Origin of the sequence: Candidatus Nitronereus thalassa (assembly GCF_032191465.1) — a bacterium.
In the GTDB taxonomy this organism is placed as follows: Bacteria; Nitrospirota; Nitrospiria; order Nitrospirales; family UBA8639; genus Nitronereus; species Nitronereus thalassa.
Genome location: NZ_JAQOUE010000001.1, coordinates 1830900 through 1856994, shown reverse-complemented (window position 1 = coordinate 1856994; position 26095 = coordinate 1830900). Strand labels below are relative to the sequence as shown.

The 26095-nt window shown below is 50.2% G+C and carries 28 protein-coding genes; 26 read left to right on the top strand and 2 right to left on the bottom strand.

The genetic code is table 11. From position 1 onward, the window contains the following. Window positions 1–521: 521 nt before the first annotated feature. From PPG34_RS08295 to PPG34_RS08175, 25 genes are all read left to right on the top strand, one after another. Window positions 522–2297: a SulP family inorganic anion transporter gene (locus PPG34_RS08295; RefSeq protein ID WP_313832734.1), complete on the top strand. Its 1776-nt coding sequence runs from the start codon at window positions 522–524 to the stop codon at window positions 2295–2297. Window positions 2298–2421: 124 nt separating this feature from the next. Then, on the top strand, window positions 2422–2997 hold the full coding sequence (locus tag PPG34_RS08290) for a Tll0287-like domain-containing protein (protein ID WP_313832733.1): 576 nt from the start codon (window positions 2422–2424) through the stop codon (window positions 2995–2997). A gap of 195 nt (window positions 2998–3192) precedes the next feature. Continuing rightward, window positions 3193–4587 (top strand): sodium:proton antiporter NhaD, encoded by a 1395-nt coding sequence (gene nhaD / locus PPG34_RS08285; protein WP_420888092.1) that lies wholly within the window; start codon window positions 3193–3195, stop codon window positions 4585–4587. Window positions 4588–4698: 111 nt separating this feature from the next. Beyond that, on the top strand, window positions 4699–5313 hold the full coding sequence (locus PPG34_RS08280) for a CDP-alcohol phosphatidyltransferase family protein (protein WP_313832731.1): 615 nt from the start codon (window positions 4699–4701) through the stop codon (window positions 5311–5313). A 24-nt stretch (window positions 5314–5337) separates the two neighbouring features. Continuing rightward, window positions 5338–7152 carry a GspE/PulE family protein gene (locus tag PPG34_RS08275; protein ID WP_313832730.1) on the top strand — a complete coding sequence of 605 codons (1815 nt, stop codon included), beginning with the start codon at window positions 5338–5340 and terminating at the stop codon, window positions 7150–7152. Window positions 7153–7188: 36 nt separating this feature from the next. Further along, the gene (locus PPG34_RS08270) at window positions 7189–8280 is read left to right on the top strand and encodes a type IV pilus twitching motility protein PilT (protein ID WP_313832729.1); all 1092 of its coding nucleotides are present in this window, start codon (window positions 7189–7191) and stop codon (window positions 8278–8280) included. A gap of 115 nt (window positions 8281–8395) precedes the next feature. Next, on the top strand, window positions 8396–9607 hold the full coding sequence (locus tag PPG34_RS08265) for a type II secretion system F family protein (protein WP_313832727.1): 1212 nt from the start codon (window positions 8396–8398) through the stop codon (window positions 9605–9607). 56 nt (window positions 9608–9663) lie between these two features. Beyond that, the gene (gene ispE / locus PPG34_RS08260) at window positions 9664–10572 is read left to right on the top strand and encodes a 4-(cytidine 5'-diphospho)-2-C-methyl-D-erythritol kinase (protein ID WP_313832726.1); all 909 of its coding nucleotides are present in this window, start codon (window positions 9664–9666) and stop codon (window positions 10570–10572) included. Window positions 10573–10791: 219 nt separating this feature from the next. After that, entirely contained in the window at window positions 10792–11733 is a 942-nt protein-coding gene (locus PPG34_RS08255; protein ID WP_313832725.1) for a ribose-phosphate diphosphokinase, read from the top strand. 139 nt (window positions 11734–11872) lie between these two features. Further along, complete coding sequence (locus tag PPG34_RS08250; protein WP_313832723.1) at window positions 11873–12577, top strand: 50S ribosomal protein L25; 705 nt, start codon at window positions 11873–11875, stop codon at window positions 12575–12577. 9 nt (window positions 12578–12586) lie between these two features. Then, window positions 12587–13150: an aminoacyl-tRNA hydrolase gene (gene pth, locus PPG34_RS08245; protein ID WP_313834277.1), complete on the top strand. Its 564-nt coding sequence runs from the start codon at window positions 12587–12589 to the stop codon at window positions 13148–13150. A 222-nt stretch (window positions 13151–13372) separates the two neighbouring features. Further along, a complete protein-coding gene (gene rpsF, locus PPG34_RS08240; RefSeq protein WP_313832722.1) occupies window positions 13373–13720 on the top strand; it encodes a 30S ribosomal protein S6 in 348 nt (115 codons plus the stop codon). Beyond that, window positions 13707–14114, top strand: coding sequence for a single-stranded DNA-binding protein (locus PPG34_RS08235; protein WP_313832721.1), 408 nt, complete (start codon window positions 13707–13709; stop codon window positions 14112–14114). Before rpsF ends, PPG34_RS08235 begins: the two co-directional genes overlap by 14 nt. Before the next feature lie 26 nt (window positions 14115–14140). Continuing rightward, complete coding sequence (rpsR, locus tag PPG34_RS08230) at window positions 14141–14389, top strand: 30S ribosomal protein S18 (protein ID WP_313832720.1); 249 nt, start codon at window positions 14141–14143, stop codon at window positions 14387–14389. A gap of 116 nt (window positions 14390–14505) precedes the next feature. Continuing rightward, on the top strand, window positions 14506–15075 hold the full coding sequence (locus PPG34_RS08225) for a YceD family protein (RefSeq protein ID WP_313832719.1): 570 nt from the start codon (window positions 14506–14508) through the stop codon (window positions 15073–15075). Between the two features lie 60 nt (window positions 15076–15135). Then, window positions 15136–15318 carry a 50S ribosomal protein L32 gene (gene rpmF / locus PPG34_RS08220; protein WP_313832718.1) on the top strand — a complete coding sequence of 61 codons (183 nt, stop codon included), beginning with the start codon at window positions 15136–15138 and terminating at the stop codon, window positions 15316–15318. Window positions 15319–15360: 42 nt separating this feature from the next. Then, window positions 15361–16380 carry a phosphate acyltransferase PlsX gene (plsX, locus tag PPG34_RS08215; protein ID WP_313832717.1) on the top strand — a complete coding sequence of 340 codons (1020 nt, stop codon included), beginning with the start codon at window positions 15361–15363 and terminating at the stop codon, window positions 16378–16380. A gap of 2 nt (window positions 16381–16382) precedes the next feature. Beyond that, window positions 16383–17360, top strand: coding sequence for a beta-ketoacyl-ACP synthase III (locus PPG34_RS08210; RefSeq protein ID WP_313832716.1), 978 nt, complete (start codon window positions 16383–16385; stop codon window positions 17358–17360). A gap of 71 nt (window positions 17361–17431) precedes the next feature. Further along, window positions 17432–18244 carry an enoyl-ACP reductase FabI gene (locus PPG34_RS08205; protein WP_313832715.1) on the top strand — a complete coding sequence of 271 codons (813 nt, stop codon included), beginning with the start codon at window positions 17432–17434 and terminating at the stop codon, window positions 18242–18244. A 201-nt stretch (window positions 18245–18445) separates the two neighbouring features. Next, window positions 18446–19387, top strand: a complete 942-nt coding sequence (fabD, locus tag PPG34_RS08200; protein ID WP_313832714.1) for an ACP S-malonyltransferase — start codon at window positions 18446–18448, stop codon at window positions 19385–19387. Between the two features lie 53 nt (window positions 19388–19440). After that, window positions 19441–20181 carry a 3-oxoacyl-[acyl-carrier-protein] reductase gene (gene fabG, locus PPG34_RS08195; RefSeq protein WP_313832713.1) on the top strand — a complete coding sequence of 247 codons (741 nt, stop codon included), beginning with the start codon at window positions 19441–19443 and terminating at the stop codon, window positions 20179–20181. An 89-nt stretch (window positions 20182–20270) separates the two neighbouring features. Then, window positions 20271–20501: an acyl carrier protein gene (gene acpP, locus PPG34_RS08190; protein ID WP_313832712.1), complete on the top strand. Its 231-nt coding sequence runs from the start codon at window positions 20271–20273 to the stop codon at window positions 20499–20501. Between the two features lie 16 nt (window positions 20502–20517). Then, entirely contained in the window at window positions 20518–21762 is a 1245-nt protein-coding gene (fabF, locus tag PPG34_RS08185) for a beta-ketoacyl-ACP synthase II (RefSeq protein WP_313832711.1), read from the top strand. Between the two features lie 109 nt (window positions 21763–21871). Further along, window positions 21872–22603, top strand: a complete 732-nt coding sequence (gene rnc, locus PPG34_RS08180; protein ID WP_313832710.1) for a ribonuclease III — start codon at window positions 21872–21874, stop codon at window positions 22601–22603. 52 nt (window positions 22604–22655) lie between these two features. Then, entirely contained in the window at window positions 22656–23267 is a 612-nt protein-coding gene (locus PPG34_RS08175) for a peptidylprolyl isomerase (RefSeq protein WP_313832709.1), read from the top strand. 71 nt (window positions 23268–23338) lie between these two features. Here PPG34_RS08175 and PPG34_RS08170 read toward each other — a convergent pair whose 3' ends face one another. Beyond that, a complete protein-coding gene (locus tag PPG34_RS08170) occupies window positions 23339–23995 on the bottom strand; it encodes a hypothetical protein (protein ID WP_313832708.1) in 657 nt (218 codons plus the stop codon). After that, on the bottom strand, window positions 23992–24879 hold the full coding sequence (locus PPG34_RS08165) for an NHL repeat-containing protein (protein ID WP_313832707.1): 888 nt from the start codon (window positions 24877–24879) through the stop codon (window positions 23992–23994). Before PPG34_RS08165 ends, PPG34_RS08170 begins: the two co-directional genes overlap by 4 nt. Window positions 24880–25226: 347 nt before the next feature. Here PPG34_RS08165 and folD point away from each other — a divergent pair, with 347 nt between their 5' ends. Next, on the top strand, window positions 25227–26084 hold the full coding sequence (gene folD / locus PPG34_RS08160) for a bifunctional methylenetetrahydrofolate dehydrogenase/methenyltetrahydrofolate cyclohydrolase FolD (RefSeq protein ID WP_313832705.1): 858 nt from the start codon (window positions 25227–25229) through the stop codon (window positions 26082–26084). Window positions 26085–26095 lie beyond the last annotated feature (11 nt).

Below are 26095 nucleotides of genomic sequence, written 5' to 3'. Positions count from 1 at the left end.
AAACCGGAGGAGCGGTTTGCGTCATGAATTAGAAAATACATGTTCTAAAGAAGAAAAACCTAGATATGGCGATTTAGGGAGAAAGGAAAAGAAGTGAGCGATTTTGAACTTTGGTGATGGTGTGAAACCGCTCAACTTCTCAATAGATTTCCGGCAAGAATTTCTCGATAGCCTGTTCCTAGAGGCTTTTCGTATTTACTGCAGGTCGGCACAGAATTTGCTGAATGATTTCGAGTAGCATTAGGCATTGGAATGAGGTCGGAGGTTTTGAGTATTATGGAAGTGTTTACTCTTCTCATCTTAGGAATTTGGGCTGTGTTCTCACGTATTTGAATTGACGTGCTCCGGTACATTGTACTCGCCCCGCCCGTCTCTCCATCCTTCCCTACATGCAGTTCTCCTTTAGAATGACAGCCGTATTAAGGCTGAGGAACCATAGGTTTTCTAGGCCACGTGTGTGACGTGGAAGGATTTGTTTCGTCCAAAAGATAAAGCCGAGTGATTCTTGTGCAGAGCACTAAATGTCCATGATGGAGTTACCGTTTAAAAACGGCCTAGCCGGAGATCGGTTTCGATCATTGACCATCAATGTTCGAGGCGATGTATTGGCAGGGATTACCGTGGCCATGGTGGTGTTGCCAATGGCCCTTGCCTTTGGCGTAGCCTCCGGGTTGGGTGCGTTGGCGGGCATTTGGTCTGCGGTGGCGGCAGGACTGGTCGCTGGACCCTTAAGTGGGTCGATCTGGTCGGTTGGGGGACCAACAGGTCCCATTACCTTGCAAGTTCTCTCCATTACCCAAACACATCGGTTAGAGAATGGGGCTCCCGACGTGGGGTTTATCCTGACGACGGTTTGCCTCTCAGGAGTAATCTTGATGGTGTTTGGGATTGGGAAAATGGGGCAGTTTATTAAATTTACACCCTATTCCGTGATTTCAGGGTTCATGACGGGATTGGGAGTCCTCTATATGCTCCTTCAGCTCAACCCCTTTTTGGGGTTACCCGGCGCCAGCAGTATCTCTGATGCGCTACTGGAGTTTCCTACACTCTTGGCTCGGGCCGATCCTCTTGCGGTGATGGTAGGGAGTCTGACATTAGGAATCGTGATTGCCTGGCAAAAATGGTCCTTCGTGACATGGTTGCCAGCGCCTTTAGTGGGCCTGCTCGTCGGCACGCTGACGGCTTACCTGTCTGGTTGGGAGATTCCCAAAATTGGGGAAATCCCAGCAGGGTCTTTCCATTTCTCCGTTCCCGATGTGTCGTTGGTTGAAGCAGCTTTTGTTCCTGCAGCCACGCTGGCGGGACTCTGTATGTTTGATAGCCTGTTAACGTGTTTGATTGTGGACAACTTGACAGGTACGCATCATGACAGTGATCAAGAATTGGTTGGACAAGGGACGGCCAATATTTTTGCGGGTCTCATGGGAGGAATGGGCAGTGCGACCAACACCATGCCCTGTGTGGTGAACATTCATAGCGGGGCAAAAAGTCGGTTGGCGGCCATCGTGATGGGATTGGTGATGCTGTCTCTTGTGTTTGGGTTAGGATCCCTGGTGGAATCCATTCCCTTAGCGGCGTTGGCAGGAATTCTTCTAAAAGCCGGGTATGACATTCTTGATATGCGCGTGTTGCCAGTGGTTCGTCGTCTTCCAAAGTCCGATTTGCTTGTATTCGCGTTGGTGGTGGTCATGACCGTTTTCTGGAATTTGTTATCGGCTGTCGTGGTGGGGCTGGCCGTGGCCTTTTTTCGGTTTGTCAAAGATATGGCCGATCGATACAAGGTGGATTTAGATCGCCGCACGGCTGATGTGCAATTTGAAGAAGATGATCTGTTGTTTGCAATGGCCAGAGAGTATGCCAAGCAACATCGTATCGAAGGGGTGGGATTAGGAGAATCCAGTGGGCGAATTGAGCAACAGGTGCGAGAACGGATTTTAATTGTTCGCCCTCATGGCCCACTTTTTTTTGGAGCCATAGACTGGTTGAATGAAACCGTCGAGCATTTAGCCGATAAAGATGTACTGTTGATTCGGGCGCAATGGTTGGATGAACTTGATCTTTCTGGTGCGTATGCCTTGGGCGATTTGATCGAAGCGGCCAATACCCGGGGAGTTGAAGTGTTGATGGCTGGGATGTCTCCTCGGTCGCGGCAATTGCTTGAGGAGTTGAAAGAGCTGGATCGGATAAAACCCGATCATTTGCATGAACGGTTTTCCGAAGCGCTGGAACATGCGGTGCAGATTGTACAATCCACCATTGTGCAGAATAGTTCCATTTCAACGGCCCAGGCAGGCTAATTAAGTTAATGAATGAAACCCTGGTAGGGTGGTCCTCTTTCGGGTATGATAGTTTACGACCCTTCCTGTTTGATCCTTTGGATTGTCAGGTTGGGTATCTTTTTGGGAGGGGCGCCTAACCACAATGAACCTGAAAACAACCGTACTTCCGGCTCTCGCCCTCTTAGTAGGGATAGGGATTGGGTGGGGAATCAGTATGCAAGATTCTCCAGAGAATCATATTCCAGCCAGGACGGCTGCGGATTACCTCCATGCCGTCATTGAAGCCGATCGAACCTTTTACACGCAACATATCGTGGAGCGAATGGAGGCCATGCTTATCGTCACCGCTTCCGAGGAATGGGTGCAGGAGAAAACCCTCCCATTGCCCGTGCAGTTCCTTCGGGAGGCCTCCCGCAGCTTGGACCTTCGGGAGGCCCCCATTCGTTACCGGCTCATCGGTTCGTGGCCACTCAATGCGGGGAATAAACCAGTGTCGAACCAGGAACGGCAGATGTTGGATCAAGTCGTGAAGTTTGGCGAAGTGGTGGAAAGCGAAGTGACGATTAACGACAGGCGCTACTTTCAGGCCATCTATCCCGATCGCGCTGTCAGCCGAGCCTGCGTGTCGTGTCACAACACGCATGCCGATTCTCCCAAGCGGGATTTCAAATTAAATGATGTGATGGGCGGCTTAGTTATAGAAGTGCCGCTGGAGTAACTCAAACTCTAACCCTGCCGTATAGAAACTTTTCCTCTCATTGTCCCCTGATGTGATACGAGTCAACTCAAAGGAAAGTCTTGTCGTGGTGTTGAGGGGGTATTGGCCTCTTTGTTATGGTCTGCCCCGCATCGCTCATCTTGGAGGCCGGTCGTGAACCGTTTTGCGTTTCCCACAACATGGGCCCTGGCCGCATTGGCGGTCTTCTTGGGATGGCCCAGCCTGCTCTTAGCCTCGGAAGGTGCTGCCCCGCATCTGGACCTTACCAATTCCACCGTTGGTTATTTGGCGCTGGGAATTTTTGTCTTGGCCTATGCCTTGGTCATGGCCGAAGAATTTACCCACCTTCGCAAATCCAAACCGGTCATCTTAGCGGCGGGAATTATTTGGGTGTTGGTCGCGGCCGCATATCCCGGCGATGATCCTCACGCGGTTGAACAAGCGGTGCGTCACAATATTTTGGAATATGCCGAACTGATGTTGTTCCTGCTTGCCGCCATGACCTATATCAACGCGATGGAAGAGCGGCTGGTGTTTGAAAGCTTGCGGTCCTGGCTCATCCGAAAAGGTTTTACCTATCGACAATTGTTTTGGATAACGGGAACCTTGGCATTTTTTATTTCCCCGGTGGCAGATAACCTCACCACAGCCTTGCTCATGTGCGCGGTCGTGCTTGCGGTGGGTGCAGACAACCCTCGATTCGTGAGCTTAGCTTGTATCAATATTGTGGTGGCCGCCAATGCAGGCGGGGCCTTTAGCCCTTTTGGAGATATCACGACGTTGATGGTCTGGCAAAAGGGGATCGTGGACTTCTTCACATTTTTTCTGTTGTTTATTCCCTCGGTGGTCAATTATGTCATTCCGGCAGGGATCATGCACTTTGCCGTTCCTCAGGTCTCTCCGCCCCCTTCAGACGAAGTGGTGGAAATGAAGCGCGGGGCTTTTTTTATCATGGTCCTGTTTTTTCTGACCATTTGTACCGCTGTCAGTTTTCATAATTTTTTGCACCTTCCCCCCATGCTCGGAATGATGACGGGATTAGGGTACCTCAAAATGTTTGGGTATTACCTGCAAAAAACCCATCATCTTTATGCGGATCCATCGACATTTAGTGAGGAGAAATACCGTCAAGTACTCGGTGATGTTGTGGCCTTTGACGTGTTTCGCGAAGTCGCGAGGGCCGAATGGGATACCCTACTCTTTTTTTATGGTGTGGTCTTGTGCGTGGGCGGGCTGGGATTTCTTGGCTATCTCGCAGTCGTGGCCCAGGTGATGTACATCGAGGTGGGGCCGACCTTTGCCAATACGATGGTAGGAATCCTTTCAGCCATTGTCGATAATATTCCTGTCATGTTTGCCGTGCTCACGATGAATCCGGACATGTCTCAAGGGCAATGGCTGCTCGTGACGCTCACCGCTGGTGTCGGCGGAAGCATGCTTTCGATCGGATCAGCAGCCGGCGTCGCGCTCATGGGGCAAGCCCGAGGCAAATACACTTTCTTTAGTCACCTCAAATGGACTCCCGCAATCGCCCTCGGTTATGCTGCCAGCATCCTCGTCCATATGTGGATTAACTCCAGCCAGTTTTAAGAAAATTTCCTCCGCTTTCTGCAAGGTCCAACCATTGTGAACTTTTCCGCCTTCAGTTGACATACCACGACCCGATACTTACTGTGGAAATATCTTCCCTGGGGGCGGGCGTTGACAACACCTAAAAACACCAGAGTGTGGGACTCGGCGGCGGGCAATCGGGAGTATTCTCTCTCGATTATCCTCAATATTCCTAACAGCCTGACGATTCTCCGGATTTTATTGATTCCGGTAATTGTTGGGTTTTTAGTGTACGGCCATGTTGATTATGCGCTGTGGACGTTGATCTTCGCGGCCATTACCGATGCACTGGATGGGAGCATTGCGCGCCTGGCGAATCAGAAAACGGAATTTGGAGCCTATCTGGATCCCTTGGCCGATAAGCTCTTACTCATGACCCTGTTTATCACGTTTTCTTTGCTGGATCTGCTGCCAGCCTGGAGCGTGATTCTGGTCGTGAGCCGCGATGCAATCTTGCTGACGGGGACTCTGCTTGCCCGCTTGACGGATACCGCGATCGATTATGCGCCCTCGGTGTTAGGGAAGGCGACCACCCTGTTTCAATTGGCCTATATCATTTTGGTCCTCGAGTTCTTTTCTCGCCAGCTTAATCCGGCTCTATTAGATCCGCTGTTGTATACCATGAGTATTTTGACCGTGGGCTCTGGCCTTCATTATATTGTACGTAGTGTCAATACGATGAATGCTCCCAGTGGGGGAGCCTAATGCTAATGACGCGATGGTCACGATATGGTTCGCGAACGGATGGGCAGGTTGCTATTGGAGGCCGGATGCATTTCCGATGCCCAGTTGGAAGCTGCTCTTCAGGTCCAACGCAACACCCAAGCCCGACTCGGTACCATTCTCGTTCAGCAAGGGGCGATTTCTGAAGACACCCTCTTAACCTTCCTCGGGCAACAATACGGCTTGCCCGTGCTTCATGATCCTCCTCCGCCTCCTGACCCTGCTTTGGCCCAATTGATTTCTTGCGAATGGGCTCAGGCACATGACCTGGTTCCTCTAAAAAAAATTGGGAATCGTCTCACGATCGCGATGGTGAATCCAGGCCAGGTCAGTGTGGTGGATGATCTTCGATTTCGTACGGACTGTTCGATCCTTCCCATTGTGGCGCGTGAAGCTGATGTGCGCGCATGCCTTCACGCGTTGTATGGGCCCTCTAGCCAAGGACAGGACTCACCAGGCGGGCTTTCCACTGTTGGCAGAGAAGAAGGATTCTTTCATCAAGAAAGCGTTTCGGGTGGGGTATCCACTTCCGAAGATCTGTCGGGGCAGGATTCCTTATTGAATCAATCACACATAATGGGCTTGCTAGAGCGTGCCACATCCAGTTTGCTGGATGGCCAGCCGGCTTTACTCGGCGACGCTGGTGTTCAAGATGATTCGCCCATTGTGGATTTGGTCCATACGGTGATTGGCAGCGCGTCGCAAGTGGGTGCGAGTGACATTCATTTCGAACCGCTTGAGACGACGGTGCGCGTGCGGTTTCGTCTGGATGGCGTGTTGCAGACACAGATGACATATCCGATTCGTCTTCGAAACGCCGTGATTTCGCGATTAAAAATTTTGGCGAAGTTGGATATTACGGAACGCCGGCTTCCCCAAGATGGACGGTTGAGTGTGTCTTTGGATGATCGGAAGCCGGTGGATGTGCGGCTGTCGATTTTACCGAGTTTGCATGGCGAGACAGCCGTCTTGCGATTGCTGAATCGAACAGGATTGACGTTGGATCTTCCTTCCCTGGGAATGGATGATGCCGACTTGGCCAAGTTTCTGGCTGCGTTGGAGCAACCGGATGGGATGGTCGTTGTGACCGGGCCTACGGGTAGTGGCAAAACCACGACGCTGTATTCGGCCTTGCAAGTGCTCAACACTCCGGACGTGAACATCGTCACGGCGGAGGACCCGATTGAATACCATTTTACCGGCATTACTCAGGTACAGATAAAGGAAGAGATTGGGCTGACCTTTGCCACGGTGCTTCGCGCCTTTCTGCGGCAAGATCCCGATATCATGATGGTGGGGGAAATTCGAGATTGGGAAACCGCACAAATGGCAGTAAAAGCCGCATTGACCGGGCATCGTGTTTTATCCACGCTGCATACCGGCGATGCCGTTCGGACGGTTACTCGCTTATTGGACATGGGGATCGAGCCGTTTATGGTGGCGGCGTCGCTTCGATTGATTGTCGCGCAGCGACTGGTGCGTCGAGTCTGTGCCTCGTGTCAGCAACCAGAGGTGATTCCTGTTGAACAATTGGTGAAGATTGGATTTTCAGCAAACGCCGCGCGGGATGTGAGGCCGGTCCGTGGGCAGGGATGTGCCGTCTGTCATGGGACTGGATATCGGGGGCGGATCGGATTGTACGAAGTGCTTCCAGTTTCGGATGCTCTTCAATCACTCATTTTACAACGCGCGTCATCCGACCGTCTACGTCAGCAGGCTCAAGAGGAAGGCGCCACGTCGTTGCGCCAAAGCGGATTGCGAAAAATCAAGGCTGGGTTGACGACGATGGATGAAGTGGTGAGTGCGACGGTATTGGGGTAAGGCGAATCTGTTCTTCAATTTTTTAAAGGAACGATCATGGTCTTGAGTTATCTCCAAAACTTTCTCTCCATCCTGGTGGAACGTGGCGGATCGGATTTGCATCTGGTCGCGAATCGCATTCCCCGAATTCGGGTGGATGGTCAGCTGGTCCCACTCGATGCCCCACCCTTGTCCGTCGAGAATCTTGGGCAATTACGGAACGAACTTCTATCAGGTTTATTAGTGGATCGATCCAGGGGCAAGCAACCGCTTGGAGATTTTACGGTTTCTCTCGAAGGCATGGGTCGATTTCGCTGCCATGCCTATTCGCAGGGTGGAATGCCCGCGTTCGCCATTCGATTGATTCCACTTCACATCCCCTCGTTAAAAGCTCTGGGGCTTCCTCCAGTGTTTGGCGAGTTGACAAAAAAACGCCAAGGTCTCGTGATCGTCGCGGGCCCTGCCGGAAGCGGAAAAACAACGACCCTGGCTTCGTTCATCGACAAACTCAATGATGAACGTCGAGCCCATATTCTGACGTTTGAGCAGCCCATCGAATTTGTTCACTCCGATAAAAAGGGTTTTGTCTCGCAGTGCGACATCGGCGGTGATGTTCCGGATATTTCCTCGGCCCTTGATGGGGTGTCGCGGGAAGATCCCGACGTCGTCCTGGTAGGCGAGGCGGGAAATCGTGAAACGATTGAGGCCGCCATCAGTCTAGCGGAGTCCGGGATTTTTGTGTTGCTATCCATGTGTACTTCGTCATGCTTATTGGGGTTGCAATGTTTGGTGCAGGCGTTTCCTGCAGAGCAACAGGCGCTTATTCGGCATCGACTCGCTTTGGTGCTCGAGGGAATGGTGGCGCAGGCCCTTGTTCCTAAGGTGAAAGCACCTGGGCGTGTCCTCGCGCTGGAATTGCTCATGCCGACTCCCGCGATTCGAGGCATGATTCGCGAAGATAAGATTCGACAAATCTATTCCATTATGCAGACCGGGCAGGCCAAGCATGGCATGCAAACGATGAATCAGGCTTTGGCGGATCTGTATCGGCGACGGATGATTTCCGGCACTTCTGCTCTGGTGCAATCGGGTACGCCCGATGAATTGCGGCAGATGATTCATCGAACGGATCAGAGAATGCGAGGATAATGCGTCGCTCGTATTTCGTGCTAAAAACCCTGTATTTCGTTGGTTGCCTCTCGCATCTCGTTTTTTTACGAGATACGCTTTACCAGATACGAACAACGTTTTTTCTTTAGGAGCTATGCCTGTCTTCCTCTATCATGGACAATCTCGACAAGGGCGCCGCCGCCGTGGAGAAATTACTGCAAAGGATTCGCGGGAGGCTTCTCGCCTCTTGCGAAAACAGGAAATTCTCGCGACTTCGATTCGCGAGAAACCTGCACCCATTTCGTTGTCCCTTTTTTCGTTAACGAGCCTGCGAGTAAAGCCCCGTGCCTTGGTGGTGTTGACCTTGCAATTAGCGACCATGGTGAAAGCTGGTGTTCCCCTTTTGCAAGGGTTGCAGACCGTGGCTCGGCATAGCACTGACCAGACGTTGCAAGAGACTCTCAATCATGTAGCGCAGCAAGTACAATCCGGCAATTCATTGGGGGCATCATTGCGAGCGCATCCTCAAGTGTTTTCTCCTTGGTATGTCGGCATGGTGGAGGCCGGGGAGGCCAGTGGAATGCTCGATGTGACCCTGCAGCGATTGGCCGACTCTTTAGAAAAACGATTGAAGCTGACCCATCAGGTCCGAGCCGCCTTGGCTTATCCCTGCGTCGTGTTGGTGGTGGCACTTTCTGTGCTCGCCGTTTTGGTAATGTGGGTCATCCCAATGTTCGGCCCCCTTTTCACGGATTTGGGAGATGCGTTGCCTTGGCCAACCAAGTGGGTCCTTCAAGTGAGTGCATTTATGAATTCGTATATTTTATTTCTCCTTTCATTGGGGGTGGGCGTGGGGTTTTTGATGAAAAGACTGTTGCGTTCAGAATGGGGCCAAACTTTTCGAGAACGTCTGTTGTTGAAGATCCCGTTGATGGGGACGGTGTGGTTAAAAACCTCAGTGGTGCATTTCGCTCGCACGTTAAGCGGACTGTTGAAAAGTGGCGTGCCCATATTAGAAGGTCTGACCCTTGCCGGACGAACTTCTGGATTGCGTCGGTTGGAGCATGCGCTAGGCGAAGCTCAACGAAGTGTGGGCGAAGGACATTCCTTGGCCGATCCTCTGTTGGCGAGCGGGGTATTTCCTCCGTTTGTCACCGAAATGGTGCGTGTTGGAGAGTCGACAGGATCCCTGGACTCAACTTTGGAAAAAGTTGCGGATTTGTATGAACAAGAGGTCAATCGGGATATTGTGTCGCTAACCGCACTCATTGAACCACTCATTATCGTCGTGTTAGGAATCGGCATTGGGTTTATTGTGATGGCGATGTATCTTCCGATTTTTAATATGGCCTCGGTCATTGGCTAGTTTCTTGGGGATCAGTCCTTTTTATACCTAATGATGTGTGTGAGTAGGAATCCTTCATGAAGAATCTCTCTCGTCGCCTGGTGTTGTACCCACCTGCCAAAGTGAATCTTATCCTGAAAATCTTTGATCTGCTACCTAAGGGGTATCACGGGTTATGGTCTTTGATGCAAACAATTGGAGTGACGGATGAGTTGACGATTCACGTTGACGATTCTTTTGTGGGTATTCGATTGGAGTGCTCTGATCGTTCCGTTTCGGAAATTACGGATAATCTTGTGTATCGCGCTGCTGATGTGGTGTTGCGGCAATCGAGCGCTAGGGTGGGCGTGTCAATGACTTTGAAGAAGCACATTCCAGTGGCGGCAGGACTTGGTGGTGGGAGCAGCGATGCAGCGGCGACGATTATGGGTCTCAATCATCTTTTGGCGTTAGGTTGGTCACGGAGCGATATGGCCAAACTAGGGCAAACATTGGGCAGTGATGTGCCATTTTTTATCGAAGGGCCGACGGCGATCATTCGCGGGTGGGGCGAACAAATTATCCCGAAGACTTTTCATAATGCCCGGTGGATACTGTTGGTCAATCCCGGATTTCCTATCAATACGGGGCAAGCCTACAAACGGTTGGATGAGGGAAGGTCGGAGGTTCCATTGTTATCGGATCATCTTATTGAGTTCGAACAGGCCTCGTCTCTTTCCTGGGAGCACCTGTCAGCACAGTTAGAAAACGATTTTGAAGCTGTTCTATTTCGCGACTATCCGGTCCTCGCCGACATCAAAAAAAATCTGGTGGAGTTGGGAGCGGAAAGCGCCTTGCTTTCCGGCAGTGGCGCGACGATGTTTGGTGTGTTTCAGGATGAGGCTCGTGCCATACAAGCCAAAGAGGTCCTTGTAAAGAGCTCAGGGTATCGAGTGCTGCTCGGGCCTACAATGGAACAGGGGTTGCTGGGAGAAAAACAGCAATGAATGAAGTTCTTATAATGGTTTGTTCGTAAAATGTGATGCGTATTGTGGCGCCCATAAGTGGGAATACATAACGCCAGTTTTCTTACGCCTCCCGCTTGACGAGCTTCGCTTCACGTCAGCAATTGTTGACAACCTTATGTGGATGGCATAAAAAGCTCTGCAGTTTTCTTGTGTGTTTCTCCTCTCTTTTCACCTTATATATATAATGGAATATTTCTCATGGCTGGCGACCTGAAACTGTTTTCCGGAAACTCGAATCCTGCCCTTGTGGAAGAAATTAGTAAGTTTTTGGGAGTCCCTCTGTCCCGTGCGGTGGTGTCGACCTTCAGTGATGGTGAAATCCGGGTGAAAGTTGAGGAAAACGTCCGAGGTGGGGACTTGTTTGTGATTCAGTCGTGTTGTCAGCCTGTAAACAACTCCATCATGGAGTTGCTGATTATCTTAGATGCCCTAAAACGGTCCTCGGCTTATCGCATTACGGCGGTGATTCCGTATTTCGGCTATGCCAGACAGGATCGGAAAGATCAGCCACGGGTACCCATCAGCGCCAAGTTAATGGCGGATTTGATTACCACAGCCGGGGCCCATCGTGTCCTAACCATGGATTTGCATGCAGGTCCAATTCAGGGATTTTTTAATATTCCTGTGGATCATTTATACGCAAGACCGGTGTTGTTGGATTATGTCAAAAAATGTGATTTTGGAGACATAGTTGTGGTCTCTCCCGATGCAGGCGGGGTAGAGCGGGCTCGCGGATTCGCCAAACGTTTGGATGCCAATCTGGCGATTATCGATAAGCGGCGAGAAGGTCCCAACCAGGCGAAAGTGATGAATATTATTGGTGATGTTAAGGGTCGTCATGTCCTGCTTCTAGATGACATGATTGACACGGCCGGTACTATAGTTGAAACAGCGAAGGCCTGTGCCGACAATGGGGCCTCGAAAGTGTGGGCGGTTTGTACTCATGCGGTCCTATCCGGGCCCGCCCTCGAACGAATCGAGAAGTCCTGCTTAACACAAGTCGTCGCCACGAATTCTATTCCTTTGCAGGGCAAAGACGAATTATGTTCAAAAATCAAGGTCCTTTCTGTGGCTCCGCTTCTAGGGGAGGCCATTAAGCGAATCCACGAAGAACAATCCGTTACCTCATTATTTGACTAGCCCCCCTTTTCTTTCAGATCAGAGACATGTAAAGTAAGCGGTTCTTCGTTGTCTTTATAAAGACAGGGTCAAATAGTGATTGTGGAGAGTACTGCCTCTCAAAGATTGAAGCATTCATATTTTAGGGTGAGGGAATCGTATGAAGTTTTCTGCTGAAGCAACCGCGCGAAAAGAATCTGGGAAGGGAGTCGCCCGTCAAATTCGGCGGAACGGGAAAATCCCGGCCGTCGTATATGGTCGAGGGAAATCACAATTACTGGAAATGGACCCATCTGCCGTGGCTAAAATTCTCATGGCCCAAGCAGGTAGTACGGGCTTGGTTTCGCTCCGCATCTCTGATGGTACAGGAGAGACCGAGAAAACCGTTGTAATTCAGGATCATCAGGTCGATCCTATCACCGGCTTGGTGCTCCATGTGGATTTGTTTGAAGTCGATATGAAGAAGACCGTGCGGGTCAAAGTTCAAGTTCATATCACGGGAAGTGTGCCCGTTGGAGTCAAAGTCGACAAAGGTGTGTTGCACCAGCATATGCGCGAATTTCATATCGAATGTTTGCCTAATGCCCTTCCCGACCAGATCGATATTGACGCATCGGAATTGGGGCTCGGCGATGGGATTCACGTGCGGGACGTGCAGCCTGGACCCGGGATAAAAATTCTCGATGATCCTGGTGATATGGTGGTGAACGTGGCCGCTCAGATTTCCGATGAAAAATTGGCGGCGATGTTGGCTGGTGAGCCAAGTGAAGCTCCTGCGGCTGCGCCAACTGAGGCTGCTCCTGGAGATAAAGCCAAGGCTGAAGCTGCACCGGCTGCAGCCAAGGCCGGTGAACCGAAAAAGTAACCCTTGCATGTGATCGTTGGCCTTGGGAACCAAGGTTCCACCTATGCCGATACAAGGCATAATATCGGTTGGAATGTGGTTGCCATGGCCGCTTCGCAATGGTCTCTTGACCTCTCTCCCTCATCTACTGCCTACCTCGGACAAGGTCGTTTAGAGGGGCAGCCAGTGGTCCTCGCTTTGCCCTTGACCTGGATGAATCTTAGCGGAGAAATTGTTGAGCCGCTAGTGAGAACGTTTGAAATCGATAGCGACCATTTGATCGTTGTGCATGATGATTTAGATTTGCCATTCGGGCGATTGCGTGTAAAATTTGGTGGTGGAACAGGCGGCCACAGGGGACTAAAGTCCATCATCATGCATTTACAAACTGAAAATTTTTTTCGTTTAAAAGTGGGAATCGGTCGTCCCGAACCTGGGCAAGAGACTGCCGATTTTGTTCTCGCGCCTTTTAAGGATTCAGAGTTGCCCACTATGGACACCCTCATTAATCGGTCCATTCAAGCTCTGCACAGTTTAGTGGTGGACGGTGGAGCCGCAACCATGAATCGATTTAATCAACGAGAGCCGGAATAATTCGAATCCTTGGATCCAAAGAAAGTGACGTGGAGCTTGAAAGGACCCCTTTCCTATTCACGTTCTTGTGGTGGCCCAGGGAAGCCAATACCAACGCCAATTTTGCAATTTTCTATTGTTTGACAGGCCTTTCTGGCCTATGCTAGTTTCCGTTCCCTTGTGGACAAACCGTATTCGGTGAGGGGACAACTGTAGGTCTTTGTTAGGAAATGAGGGTGATACATGGCGTTTTATGAGTCAATTTTCATTTTGAGATCGTCGCTTGCGGAAGCCGAAGCGGTGGCCATTCAGGAAAAATTGAAAGGGGCCTTGGAAAAGCTGGGGGCTTCAATTATCAAGGCAGACAATTGGGGAAAGAAAAAATTAGCCTATGAAGTTGGCCATGACCGGCGAGGTACCTATTCCCTTTTTCAATTTGAGGCAAGTGGAAATGTCGTGGGCGAATTAGAACGGCTGTATCGCTTAGAAGATTCTGTGATGAAATTTTTGACCGTGAGGGTCGAGGAAGAAGACCTGAAACCCAAGGAAGAAGCGGTAAAAACCGTGGAGTCTGACAGTGGTGGGGTTTAACAAAGTTATCCTGATTGGAAATCTAACTCGAAACCCTGAACTCCGATACACACCAAGTGGTACTCCCGTTGCGAATTTCGGTTTAGCCGTCAATCGGCGTTTCAAGCAGGCGGATGATCAAAAAGAAGAAGTCTGTTACGTCGATATTGTCGTCTTTGGAAAGCAAGCCGAACATTGCGGCCAATATTTGAGTAAGGGAGATGGGGCGATTATCGATGGGCGGCTTCAGCAGCGCCGATGGGAAACCGATGATGGGCAGCGACGGAGTAAGCATGAAGTCGTGGCGCAGTCAGTGACCTTTCTGCCCAAGCGACCAGGAACGAGTGCTGATATGGGCGGAGCAGAAGAAGATTATACCGCCGATCATTCCTATGACGGTGGAGATTATGCGTAACCTTCCTGAGGAGATATCTTTTTAACATGGTTGGAGAACAAAACGCAGAACGTGGTGGGAGGTTGTTTCAACGGCGTCGTGTGTGCCGATTTTGTATTGAGAAAACCCCTCTTGATTTTAAAGATGTGCCGTTACTGAGAAATTTTCTGACGGAGCGGGGTCGAATCATTCCAAGACGGACATCAGGAAATTGTATGCGCCATCAACGGAAGCTGACCATTGCCATTAAACGTGCCAGAAGTATCGCCCTTTTAGCATTTGCTGAAGAGCGTTAACGTTCTCAGGAAATTTGGTGGGGCCCCTGGGGACTTCGGTCTTTCTGGGATTCTTCTTTACCAAGTGGCACGTTAGGGTGAAGAAATCTGTATCGGGTAGCGAGGAGAAAGAGACGATGACCTCGCTTGATATTCGTCTTCATGATATTCCCCCTGAAGGGCTTGACTATGTCCGAGATATCTCGCGCATAGATCTGGACTTTGAAGAGGGAGATCCCAAGTTTCAGGGGGATCTGGAATTTACCGGCCACATCCACGCCGAGGAACATGAAGCGTGGGTGACAGGTGATCTCAAGGGGGTATTGATTTTAGAATGCGTCAGGTGTTTAGGGATTTTTGATCGGAAATTTCGTATTCCCATCTCAGCCTATTATCGTGGGAAAGACGCTTCTTCGACTAAGGATAAACATTCACGGTCGAGGCAAGAAGACTCAGAAGACAAAGGGGAAGAGGCTGATTATTTCCCTATCCTGGATCATTCTTTCAATTTAGCCGAGATGCTGAGGGAGCAGGTAATCTTATCGATTCCTATTCAGCCATTATGTAAAGATAGCTGTCTGGGGCTTTGTCAGGTTTGCGGTCAGAATCGTAACCAGCAACCTTGCGAATGTGAAGATGTGAAACCTGCATCACCCTTTGCCATATTGCGCGATAAACTGGAGTTTTCAAAAAAAATACAAAATTAGTTTCGTGCTTTCTTAGCAACCTTCATCAGTACTTAGCAGACGAACCTTTGAGGGAATATTATGGCGAATCCGAAACACAAACATTCCAAGGCGCGACGGGATAAACGGCGGACTCATAAAAAACTGGTGCCACCGAGTTTTTCAATCTGTGCCCAGTGCCATGAACGTATGTTGCCCCATCGTACCTGCCTCTCTTGTGGTTACTACAAAAAAGTAGCCATCATTGCCGTTGAAGAGGGCTAAGACCCCCTTCCTCAACCCTCATAGGGTCACCACGTTAGATCCATGAAAATTGCAATCGATGCGATGGGCGGAGATCACGGTCTTTCTCCCATCGTCGAAGGTTCCATGCAGGCCTTAAAAGAACTCGATGCCGAGTTGATCCTGGTCGGGCAGGAAGATCCGATTCGTGCAGAATTGGATCGCCTAAAGTGGACGGATTCGCGTTTGACCATCCAGCACGCTTCTCAAACGGTGGAAATGCATGAATCGCCAGCTCAAGTGGCAAGGAAAAAACGGGATTCCTCGATTTGGGTAGCCACGAAAATGGTCAAAGATGGGGCCGCCGATGGGGTGGTCAGTGCGGGAAATACCGGAGCCACGATGGTTTCGGCTTTTTTTCAACTTGGCATGATCAAAGGCGTAGAACGTCCAGCCATCTGTGCCATGTTACCTACTCTTCAAGGTACTGCTGTCATGTTGGATGTGGGGGCAACCGTGGATTGCACCGCTAGGCAACTCTATCAGTTTGGAATCATGGGCCATGAATATGGCAAGCATCTGCTTGGGAAGGCCAACCCTCGTGTTGGGTTACTAAGTATTGGAGAAGAAGATACCAAAGGCAATGACATGACAAAGGAAGCGTTTCGTCTGCTTCGAGAAAGTCCCCTGAATTTTATCGGGAATCTTGAGGGACGCGAAGTGTATAGTGGAAATGCCGATGTCATTGTTTGTGATGGGTTTCTTGGCAATGTCTCATTAAAAATATCTGAGGGTCTCGCTGATGCCATGAAAAAAATGCTTATGCGTGAAGTGATGGCTTCTCGCCTGGGAAGACTGTCCTTCCTCTTTATTACTGGACCCCTCATGCGGTTGCGTCGTCGAACCGATTACGCGGAGTTCGGTGGCGCACCATTGTTGGGGGTGAATGGCATTAGTATGATTTGCCATGGCCGATCATCGGCAAAGGCGATCAAGAATGCGATCCTTCGTGCGGAGGCGTTAGCCAAAGGAAGGCTGATCGACCTCATTCAGCGAGACATTGCGGAGAGTTTAATGACCCCTACGGACCCGCAGATGGCTTAAGAATGCGAAGTCACATTCTAGGAACAGGTGCCTATGTTCCGAAACAGGTCCTGACGAATGTTGATCTTGAGGGGTTGGTAGAAACGTCGGATTCCTGGATCGTTGAACGCACAGGGATCCGTGAGCGTCGGAAAGCCGCACCTGGTGAAGCCTGTTCAGACCTAGGCATCCAAGCCGCCCAGTTAGCCTTACAGGCTGCCCATCTTCAAGCTGACGATCTCGACCTGATAGTTCTTGCCACCTGTACCGGAGATTCTCCTCTCCCTTCCACTGCATCTTTGATCCAATACCGTCTAGGCGCCACTTCCGCAGCTGCCTTGGATATTTCGGCTGCATGTTGCGGGTTTGTGTATGCCTTATCTGTAGCCGATGCGTACATTCGGTCAGGTGTGTATCGCCATGTCCTGGTGATTGGTTCTGAGGTGATGTCCTCGATTACGGACTGGACGGATCGAAATACCTGTGTGCTGTTTGGAGATGGCGCTGGAGCCGCAGTCTTGGGCCCGACGGAGGAGGATCGAGGCCTACTCTCGGTTCACTTGCATGCCGATGGCCGGTTATCCGATCTCATATGTGTGCCAGGCGGGGGCTCTACCTATCCTGTTTCGGAATCCATGCTGGCTGAGCGACTACAATATGTCAAAATGCGGGGCAATGAAACATTTAAAATCGCCGTGAAAACCATGGAAGATGCGGTGCGAGAGGCCTTAGATGCTCAAAATATGAAGGTGTCGGATGTTGATTTCTTACTACCTCACCAGGCCAACATTCGCATTCTCAAAGCCGTGGCTCAACGGCTGGGTTTATCTATGGAGCAGGTCATTCTGAATTTGGATCGGTTTGGCAATACCTCAGCGGCTTCGATTCCACTGGCATTAGATGAGGCGGTCAGGGCTGGACAAATACGACCCGGATGTTTAATAGTTCTTGCCGCGTTTGGAGCAGGACTTACATGGGCTTCCGGAGTCATTCGCTGGTAAGCTCTGAATCTGGCCACCTCACAGCAAACAGCACGCACAAACGTCCTCAAAGAGTGAAGAAAGGATAGAAGATGGGAACACAGGATCGACCATTAGAGGGTGAATGGGCCGTCATCTTAGGTGCCTCCAGCGGATTTGGCGAGGCCGTTGCCCTAGAGTTGGCGGGGTTGGGGATGAATATTTTTGGCGTTCACCTCGATCGAAAAACCACGCTTCCCAATGCAGAACGAATTGCCGGGGAGATTAAGAAACTCGGTCGAGAGGCCATCTTCTGGAATGTGAATGCCGCCGATGCTGAAAAAAGAAAAGAAGTGGTAGATGCCATTCAAGCTCATCTCAAGAGTGGGAAGATCAAAACCGTTCGAGTGCTCCTCCATTCGTTAGCGTTTGGCACCTTAAAGCCCTATATTGCCCAAGCGAGTGCCAATGCGGTGAACAAGGCCCAGATTGACATGACCTTGGATGTGATGGCCAATAGTTTAGTGTATTGGACGCAAGATCTTGTGGCAGCCGGTCTCTTGGGACAAGGCGGACGCATTTTTGCTATGACGAGTGCAGGTGGCGCCAGAGTGTGGAAGACCTATGGCGCGGTATCTGCGGCCAAAGCTGCGTTAGAATCTCATATCCGGCAACTGACACTCGAACTGGGGCCATTGGGGATTACTGCCAATGCGATCATGGCTGGTGTGACCGATACGCCCGCATTACGAAAAATCCCAGGGTCGGATGAAATGTTGGCTTGGGCTCAGCGCAAGAATCCTGCAGGACGTTTAACCACCACAAAAGATGTGGCGGAAGCCATTGGGCTGCTGAGTCACCCCAAAGCGCAGTGGGTGACAGGAAATGTCTTGTGTGTGGATGGTGGAGAATTTATCGTTGATTAACAGGTGAGCAAAATACTTGCCAGCAGTGTTCCCTACCTCTGCCGTAGGGGCTTCTCGCAGGCAGGTCGGCCTTTCCTTCGGCTCACTCAGGACAGGTCTGGATAACCATTTTGACTACCTGTTTGAGATAAAAAAGTTTTTCAGATCATTGTTTAATTTCCCGTTGACTTTGACAACAGATTCACTCATACCTTAGCCCCTATGTCTGACAACGTTGGTTTCATTTTTCCGGGTCAGGGATCGCAATCGGTCGGTATGGGGCAGGCGTTGGTTGAGGGTCGTCCTGATCTTCGACAGCTGTATGATGACGCCAGTAAGATTTTGGGTTTTGATCTCGCGGGCTTGTGTTTTGAAGGCCCCGCAGAACAGCTGAATAAAACCGAATTCACTCAACCGGCTTTATTGGTGACCAGTGTCGTGGCTCTACGAGCGCTGGATATGAGTCTCACCCCAGTGGCGGTTGCCGGTCATAGCTTAGGAGAATATTCGGCCGTGGTGGCGGCTGGTGGCCTTGAATTTGAGGAAGCGGTGCAACTTGTTCATAAGCGGGCGACGTTTATGGCGGAAGCCGTGTCTCCAGGCAGTGGGCTTGTGGCGGCGGTGTTGGGGCTTACACCCGAAGTGGTGAAGGAAGCCTGTCGAGAGGCGCAAACGGCAGGAGTCGTGTCTGCTGCGAATTTTAATGCCCCAGGTCAGGTGGTCATTGCGGGAGAAAAAGCCGCGGTGGAGCGGGCCATCGAAATCGCCAAGGCAAAGGGATGTCGCCGGGCTATGCCGCTGCCGGTGAGTGTGCCGGTGCATACGGCATTGATGAAGCCTGCGGCTGATCGATTATCCTCCTTTGTTGAATCGGCGGCCATATCCGATTTACAGGTTCCACTGATTAATAATGCCGATGCGAAGGCATTAACTTCGGCCGGGGAAATTCGAGAGTCGCTGATTCGTCAGTTGCCTTCGTCCGTGCTTTGGGAGCAATCCATTCGCGTCATGGGGGAAATGGGCGTTACTATATTCGTCGAGATTGGGCCAGGCACGGTTTTAACCGGTCTGGTGAAAAGGATTTTACCGGAAGCCACATTGTGTAACGTGCATGATCCCGAATCCCTAGAAACGACATTGTCTATCCTTAAGAAAGTCGCATAGCTCACGTTAGGTTGATATCTTTTTTAATTTGAACAGAACAATGCGAGGCGAATGTGCTTGAAGGGAAAAAAGCCGTGGTGACGGGAGCTGCTCAAGGCATTGGACAGGCCATTGCAGAATTGTTGGCTCAAGCGGGCGCTGATGTGGTGGTGGCGGATCTCGATGCTGAGCGTTGTCAGGAAACCGTCGATCAGGTAAAGAAGCATCATCGACAGGCCATGGCGGTATCGACCAATGTCGGGCAATGGGATGATGTGAAGGCGTTGGTGGATCAAGTGGTCAAGGAGTGGGGCCGCATTGATATATTTGTGAATAATGCCGGTATCACTCGTGATGGACTCGTGGTGCGCATGAAGGATGAGGATTGGAACGCGGTAATACAAGTCAACTTGACGGGGACGTTTTATTGTACGAAAGCCGCTCTCGGTCCCATGTCCAAACAGCGGTATGGTCGAATTATTAACATGGCTTCAGTCGTTGGGGTGATGGGAAATGCTGGGCAAGCCAATTATGCGGCCTCAAAAGCTGCGGTTATTGGGTTGACAAAGACCATTGCCCGGGAGTATGCGAGTCGGAATATTACCGTGAATGCTGTGGCTCCAGGGTTTATTGATACTGCAATGACGCAAGCCTTGGGGCAAGATGTCAGAGAGATGTTGTCTAAACAAATTCCTTTGGGTCGTTTGGGAGAGGCCCGTGACATTGCCGAAGCCGTGAAATTTTTGGCATCAGATGCGGCGGGGTATATCACGGGACAAGTGTTGCATGTCAATGGCGGGATGCATATGGCGTAATCCGTGAACCGTGACTCGGGACATGAAAAATTGAAAGACGTATTCACGCCTTACGGATGATGAAACTAAAACAGGAGGTATCAATTTCGATGGCGGTAGAAGACAAGGTAAAAAAAATCATTGCAGAACAGTTGGGCGTGGAAGAAGATGAAGTCGTGCCTGAAGCCTCATTTGTCGAAGATCTTGGCGCGGATTCGTTAGATACGGTAGAGCTGGTGATGGCGCTCGAAGAAGAATTTGATGTGGAAATTCCGGATGAGGATGCGGAAAAAATCCAAAAAGTTTCACAAGCCATTGACTATATCAAAGAAAAAACTTAAACGCGCAGTGTAAGTCATGGTTGATCAAAACCGACGCCGAGTGGTGATCACGGGTGTGGGCGTGGTGACGCCACTGGGGATTGGTGTGGAAAAAACCTGGGAGAGCCTGGTTGCTGGGAAATCGGGCATTACAAACATTACGCGATTTGACGCTTCGGACTATGCCTGCCAAATCGCTGGGGAAGTGAAAGACTTTAACCCTGGCGACTATATCGACAAAAAAGAAATCAAAAAAATGGATACCTTCATCCACTATGCCGTGGCGGCCAGCCAGGAAGCGGTGGATGATGCGGAATTGAAAATCACGCCAGATAATGCTGACCGAGTGGGCGTGTATATCGGGGCCGGAATCGGTGGCCTTCCAGCTATTGAGCATTATCACGAAGTCCTGAAAGAAAAGGGGCCCAGCCGGGTGTCTCCTTTTTTTATCCCGATGGTCATTATTAATTTAGCTTCGGGGCAAGTGGCTATTCGATTTGGGGCCCAGGGTCCCAACTCTTGTGCGGTGACGGCTTGCGCGACGGGCAATCATTGTTTGGGGGACGCCTTTCGAATTATCCAGCGAGGTGAAGCGGATGTGATGCTTGCCGGAGGCGCAGAATCGACGATTAGTCCGCTCGCGCTTGCAGGATTTGCCGCTGCAAAGGCATTGTCTCGCCGCAATGATGATCCTCAACGAGCGAGTCGGCCATTTGATCGTGAACGTGATGGATTCGTCATCGGTGAAGGTGCTGGCGTGTTGGTGCTTGAAGAACTCGAACATGCGCAGCGTCGAGGTGTTCGAATTTATGGTGAGTTGGCCGGATATGCCATGACGAGCGATGCGTATCATATCACCGCCCCTCCAGATGATGGTGCGGGTGCCGTAAAATGTATGGAAAAAGCTATTGTGGATGCAGGGGTGGACAAGTCGGACATTGGCTATATTAACGCCCATGCGACTTCTACCTTTGCCGATAAAATTGAAACCCAGGTCATTAAAACCGTGTTTGGTACGCACGCATACCAGGTTCCAGTGAGTTCAACGAAATCGATGACTGGACATTTACTGGGCGCGGCCGGAGGGATTGAAGCGGTGTTTACGACCTTGGCCTTGCACCATGGAATGCTCCCACCGACCATCAATTTAGAACATTCCGATCCCGAATGCGACCTCGATTATATTCCTGCCAAGCCCAGGCCTGTCGCCATCAAGGCCGCCATTTCCAATGCCTTTGGTTTTGGGGGCGTCAATGCATGTCTTGTGATGAAACAATTGTAATTCGCCCTCTTCTTCCCAGTGCCTATGTCACCTTCCACAGTAATACTCGCAGGTGGTCGATTCGGCCTGTTGGCTTTCCTCGTCGATAATCTTTAGGTTCATTCCGGCCATGTCCATGATTAAAGAGGCGCAACAGACTATTCAATATTTCTTTACGCAACCGGAATTGCTCGAAGAAGCGCTGACTCATAAATCGCATATTCAGGGAAAACCGAATGAATCTTTAAAGGATAATGAACGGCTGGAATTTCTTGGCGATGCCGTGCTGGACTTGATCATTAGTGAATATTTGGCTCGAACGTATCCCGAACTATCGGAAGGAGATCTTTCACAGACTCGGGCGCATTTGGTTCGTCAATCCTCATTGGCGCAAGCCGCGCGTCGTCTGCAACTTGGTTCCTTGCTTCGTGTGGGACGAGGGGAGGAGCAAACACAAGGTCGTACCAAAAGTTCACTGTTAGCCAATGCGTTTGAAGCCGTGCTTGCTGCCATCTATTTGGATGGAGGTTTGGATCCTGCTCGTGGGTTTGTGCTGATGGCGTTAGAGGAACATCTGCAGGCCTTGGATGTGACCAATCTTTCCGCAAGTCGACAGGATTATAAAAGCCAGCTTCAAGAATGGTGCCAAAGAAAATTTTCGGTGATTCCTGAATATCGGCTTATTCGGGAATCGGGGCCTGATCATCAAAAGGTCTTTGAAGTTGAAGTGAGCATTCAAGGTAAGATACAAGGGCGGGGTATTGGGCATAGCAAGAAGGTGGCAGAGCAAGAGGCAGCGAAGTCTGCCTATGCTCAGAAGAACCAGGGGGGCGCTGAAGAGGGGCCCTTTCTCATGGTATAATCGACTGTTGGGAACATCGCCAATTGGCAAACATAGGCAAGGAGGGTTAAGAATGCGGAAGTCTGGTTCAGTGGTTCGAGTGATTTTATCGATCCTAGTATTAGGAATTTTGGTACTTCTCGGGAGCGGACAAGCATGGGCGAACGGGCCAAAGGTGTTGCCTGTCGCTGAAGAAAAAGGGAAGGCCCCTCGTGTTCTGCTCAAAACAAAATTTGGTGAAATGGAAATCGTCTTTTTCCCAGAACTCGCTCCGAAACATGTGGAGAGTTTTCTGACCTTGGCAAAAAAAGGATTTTATAATGGCACGATATTTCATCGGGTTATTCCAGGTTTTATGATTCAGGGAGGCGATCCGAATACCAAAGATCCTGGTAGACGAAATGAGTATGGGACTGGCGGGCCGGGATACACGGTTCCTGCGGAGTTTAATAAAATTCCGCACGAGCGAGGGATTTTATCAGCAGCCCGGACAGCTGATCCTAATAGCGCTGGTTCACAATTTTTTATCATGGTAGCCAAATCGCCTCACTTAGATGGCCAGTACACCGTGTTTGGTGAAGTGGTCAAAGGGATTGAAGTGGCGGATAAAATCGTCAGCCAGCCACGGGATCGCCGCGATATGCCGTTAGAGCGGATTGAAATTACAGTCGAAGTGATGGAATAGAAGGTTTGAGATGTGTGAGAGTTAAGGTGTGATCCGTGGAAGCTCCTATTTTACGGATTACGCCTTACGCATCATTGTTTGGAAAAATCCCCCATATTGGCGCCACTGGGGATGATAATCCCGCCGCCGGTTTCGCTGAGTTTAATGAGTTGTTCCGCGACTTCTGGATAGTAACTTTTGAGATAGCCGGTCAATCCGTTTAAGAATCGATTTGACCGGAGGCCTGGGCCTGAAAACTCGGTAATAAAGATCAGCCCACGGTCCAACACTTCTCCAACAAGGTCATTATCGATTTTTTCACCTTTCATAAAGGCCTCGTATTCTTTCTTGAGGGCTTCCGTGAATGCCGGAGCCATACCTTCGGGAATTTGAATCGGGCTAAAGGTGCGTCGCAAAGATTGAATGGCAGCAATCACTTCCCCGTCCTGTCCATCGCGTCGAGAATGAAAATGTTTAAAGGTGACAGCCTCCAAAAAATAAAATACTTCTGCAGCCTTATCACCCCATTTCTCAAGTAATTCCCGATAGAGTGCCCGACGGCCCTGATCGAAAAAATCTCCAACCCGTTTTTGTTGATATTCGACATTGGCATCCAGATAGACGCAATCTGTATGACATTGGATACTGCTCATTCGGTGGGTTCCACAGCATTGGCTGCAAATCGAACCGTTCAGCGCGGGACAGGGCCGTTTCCCTTTCCGCTCATGACAGTAAATGCATTTGCTCATTTTTTGGGGGTATCTCCTCCCAACAGGCCAAGGCCATAATCTGACAGCGTTCGCTTTTTCTTTTTCGTGCCGCCTTCGGCATTGCTAGGGCGTTCGAGTCCGTTCATCTCTGCCCCATTGGCATAAAGATAGGGCACGAGGATCATGTGTTTCTTTCGATCAATTCTTACGCTAGTGGGAGAGATGAGGAATTCGGCAATCACTTGCATTTTCTTATTGGGCTGCACGCGCCAAATTTTTCCCGCGGTTAAATCAGAGAGGTACATGTTGCCAAATCGGTCGAAGTCTACCCCACTGAGATGTTGAAACCTGCCGGTAAAAAATGAATTAGAAATGATTTCGCTGATCGAATGGTCTTGAGCAATGTCCAACACCGTGCCCTCATCAAGGCTAACTACGACAAGACGTCCCGATTTTGGTTGAATCGCTAACCCACGAGGGGAACCGAGTTTGTCGCTCTGTAAATAGAGGGACACCACATGATCCTGTGTGGTGTCGATTTGGTAAATGGCATTGCCTTCGGTGTCCAAGGCGAACAGTTGTCCGGCTCCGTCCGCGATGAGGTCGGTCAATTCCGTGACATGAAAATGGCTCAACGATAAAGCCAGGATAGATTGTCCGGTCTCGCTGTCGAATCCGCGAATGGTATCAAGGTCCGCAACATAGAGCATTTTCCCTACCATGGCCATGCCATTGGGGGAATGAAGTTCGGTGCCTCGGCTTCCTCCATGAATAAAGTGGAGGTCAATAGGTTCTCCGTCGATGTTTAATTTCGAAATAAATCCATTATTATCCCGTTTACCTGGTTCTCCATTGGCGTTAGCAATGAAATAAAATTCCCCTGAAGGGGAGGCAATAAAAGATTGTGGGCTTTGCAAATCCACAATTGGATGTCCTTGGACATAGGGTATGCACAAGGACAGGCAAGAAAGAAAGAGGATTCCCAAAAATTGGACAGGCCTGCGTAGGAAAATACAGGTGTCTCTTACCACGGAATGGGTGTGTCCATTGAGGAGAAAATCGGGAAGCTTGAGGATGTGTAACACGTATGCATCGTACGAGAGCATTTTCAGCACTGTCAAGGAAATGCTGAGGAATGCTCTCGCATTGACTTAAATTTCTCACCCCTGTTATCGTCGCTCGAAATTTAGTGTTTGTTGCGGGTGAAGAAACAACTGGATTGGCTTTTTTTCTTGCAACCAGCGACTAGGAACTTATTAAGGAGGTTTCCGTGTCGGCTCAACTCATAGATGGGAAAGCGTTAGCGCAAGAGATTCGTAATGGAATTGGCAAGGATGTTGAAGCACTAGTCGAAAAAACTGGGGTTCGCCCGGGCTTGGCTGTGGTGCTCGTGGGTGATGATCCGGCCTCTGCGGTCTATGTTCGAAATAAAAAGAAGGCCTGTGACACGGCCGGGCTTCACGTCGCTGACTATGCCTTAGCTTCCACGACCAAGCAAGAGGATCTTCTGCACCTAATAACCCAATTAAATACCGATCCGAAAATACATGGGATTTTGGTTCAGCTTCCCCTTCCTTCACACATTGATAGCCAAGAAGTGTTGAATGCAGTGTCCCCAGAGAAGGATGCCGACGGGTTTCATCCTTATAATATCGGCAGACTCGTGGAGGGAAATCCGTTGTTTGTCCCATGTACTCCCAAAGGGGTCATCCGGATGATTGAGTCCACCGGGCAAGCCATTGAGGGAAAACGAGCGGTGGTGTTGGGGCGAAGTAATATTGTCGGGAAGCCAGTGGCGATGTTGTTAATGCATCGGCATGCGACGGTAACCATTTGCCATTCACGCACAAAAGATTTACCTGGCATGTGCCGAGAAGCCGATATCCTCGTGGCCGCGATTGGTAAGGCGCAATTTGTCAAAGGCGACATGGTGAAGTCTGGAGCCATTGTCATTGATGTTGGCATTAATCGCCTGGATGATGGCCGGTTAGTCGGGGATGTGGATTTTGATCAGGTTAAAGAGCGGGCGGGTTGGCTGTCCCCTGTTCCCGGTGGCGTAGGTCCTATGACCATTGCCATGTTGCTGGCCAATACGGTTGAGGCTGCCCAACGTGTCGCCCAAAGGTAACCCTACATTTT

Excerpts from the sequence above, each read along its gene's own strand:
- rpsF (WP_313832722.1), top strand. The coding sequence starts at position 13,373 with ATGGCGTTTTATGAGTCAATTTTCATTTTGAGATCGTCGCTTGCGGAA.
- acpP (WP_313832712.1), top strand. The coding sequence starts at position 20,271 with ATGGCGGTAGAAGACAAGGTAAAAAAAATCATTGCAGAACAGTTGGGC.
- PPG34_RS08170 (WP_313832708.1), bottom strand. The coding sequence starts at position 23,995 with ATGAGCAAATGCATTTACTGTCATGAGCGGAAAGGGAAACGGCCCTGT.
- plsX (WP_313832717.1), top strand. The coding sequence starts at position 15,361 with ATGAAAATTGCAATCGATGCGATGGGCGGAGATCACGGTCTTTCTCCC.
- rpsR (WP_313832720.1), top strand. The coding sequence starts at position 14,141 with ATGGTTGGAGAACAAAACGCAGAACGTGGTGGGAGGTTGTTTCAACGG.
- PPG34_RS08175 (WP_313832709.1), top strand. The coding sequence starts at position 22,656 with ATGCGGAAGTCTGGTTCAGTGGTTCGAGTGATTTTATCGATCCTAGTA.
- PPG34_RS08225 (WP_313832719.1), top strand. The coding sequence starts at position 14,506 with ATGACCTCGCTTGATATTCGTCTTCATGATATTCCCCCTGAAGGGCTT.
- PPG34_RS08270 (WP_313832729.1), top strand. The coding sequence starts at position 7,189 with ATGGTCTTGAGTTATCTCCAAAACTTTCTCTCCATCCTGGTGGAACGT.
- PPG34_RS08275 (WP_313832730.1), top strand. The coding sequence starts at position 5,338 with ATGGTTCGCGAACGGATGGGCAGGTTGCTATTGGAGGCCGGATGCATT.
- PPG34_RS08290 (WP_313832733.1), top strand. The coding sequence starts at position 2,422 with ATGAACCTGAAAACAACCGTACTTCCGGCTCTCGCCCTCTTAGTAGGG.
- PPG34_RS08210 (WP_313832716.1), top strand. The coding sequence starts at position 16,383 with ATGCGAAGTCACATTCTAGGAACAGGTGCCTATGTTCCGAAACAGGTC.
- rpmF (WP_313832718.1), top strand. The coding sequence starts at position 15,136 with ATGGCGAATCCGAAACACAAACATTCCAAGGCGCGACGGGATAAACGG.
- PPG34_RS08250 (WP_313832723.1), top strand. The coding sequence starts at position 11,873 with ATGAAGTTTTCTGCTGAAGCAACCGCGCGAAAAGAATCTGGGAAGGGA.
- PPG34_RS08255 (WP_313832725.1), top strand. The coding sequence starts at position 10,792 with ATGGCTGGCGACCTGAAACTGTTTTCCGGAAACTCGAATCCTGCCCTT.
- ispE (WP_313832726.1), top strand. The coding sequence starts at position 9,664 with ATGAAGAATCTCTCTCGTCGCCTGGTGTTGTACCCACCTGCCAAAGTG.
- PPG34_RS08295 (WP_313832734.1), top strand. The coding sequence starts at position 522 with ATGTCCATGATGGAGTTACCGTTTAAAAACGGCCTAGCCGGAGATCGG.
- fabD (WP_313832714.1), top strand. The coding sequence starts at position 18,446 with ATGTCTGACAACGTTGGTTTCATTTTTCCGGGTCAGGGATCGCAATCG.
- PPG34_RS08205 (WP_313832715.1), top strand. The coding sequence starts at position 17,432 with ATGGGAACACAGGATCGACCATTAGAGGGTGAATGGGCCGTCATCTTA.
- fabF (WP_313832711.1), top strand. The coding sequence starts at position 20,518 with ATGGTTGATCAAAACCGACGCCGAGTGGTGATCACGGGTGTGGGCGTG.
- PPG34_RS08265 (WP_313832727.1), top strand. The coding sequence starts at position 8,396 with ATGCCTGTCTTCCTCTATCATGGACAATCTCGACAAGGGCGCCGCCGC.
- rnc (WP_313832710.1), top strand. The coding sequence starts at position 21,872 with ATGTCCATGATTAAAGAGGCGCAACAGACTATTCAATATTTCTTTACG.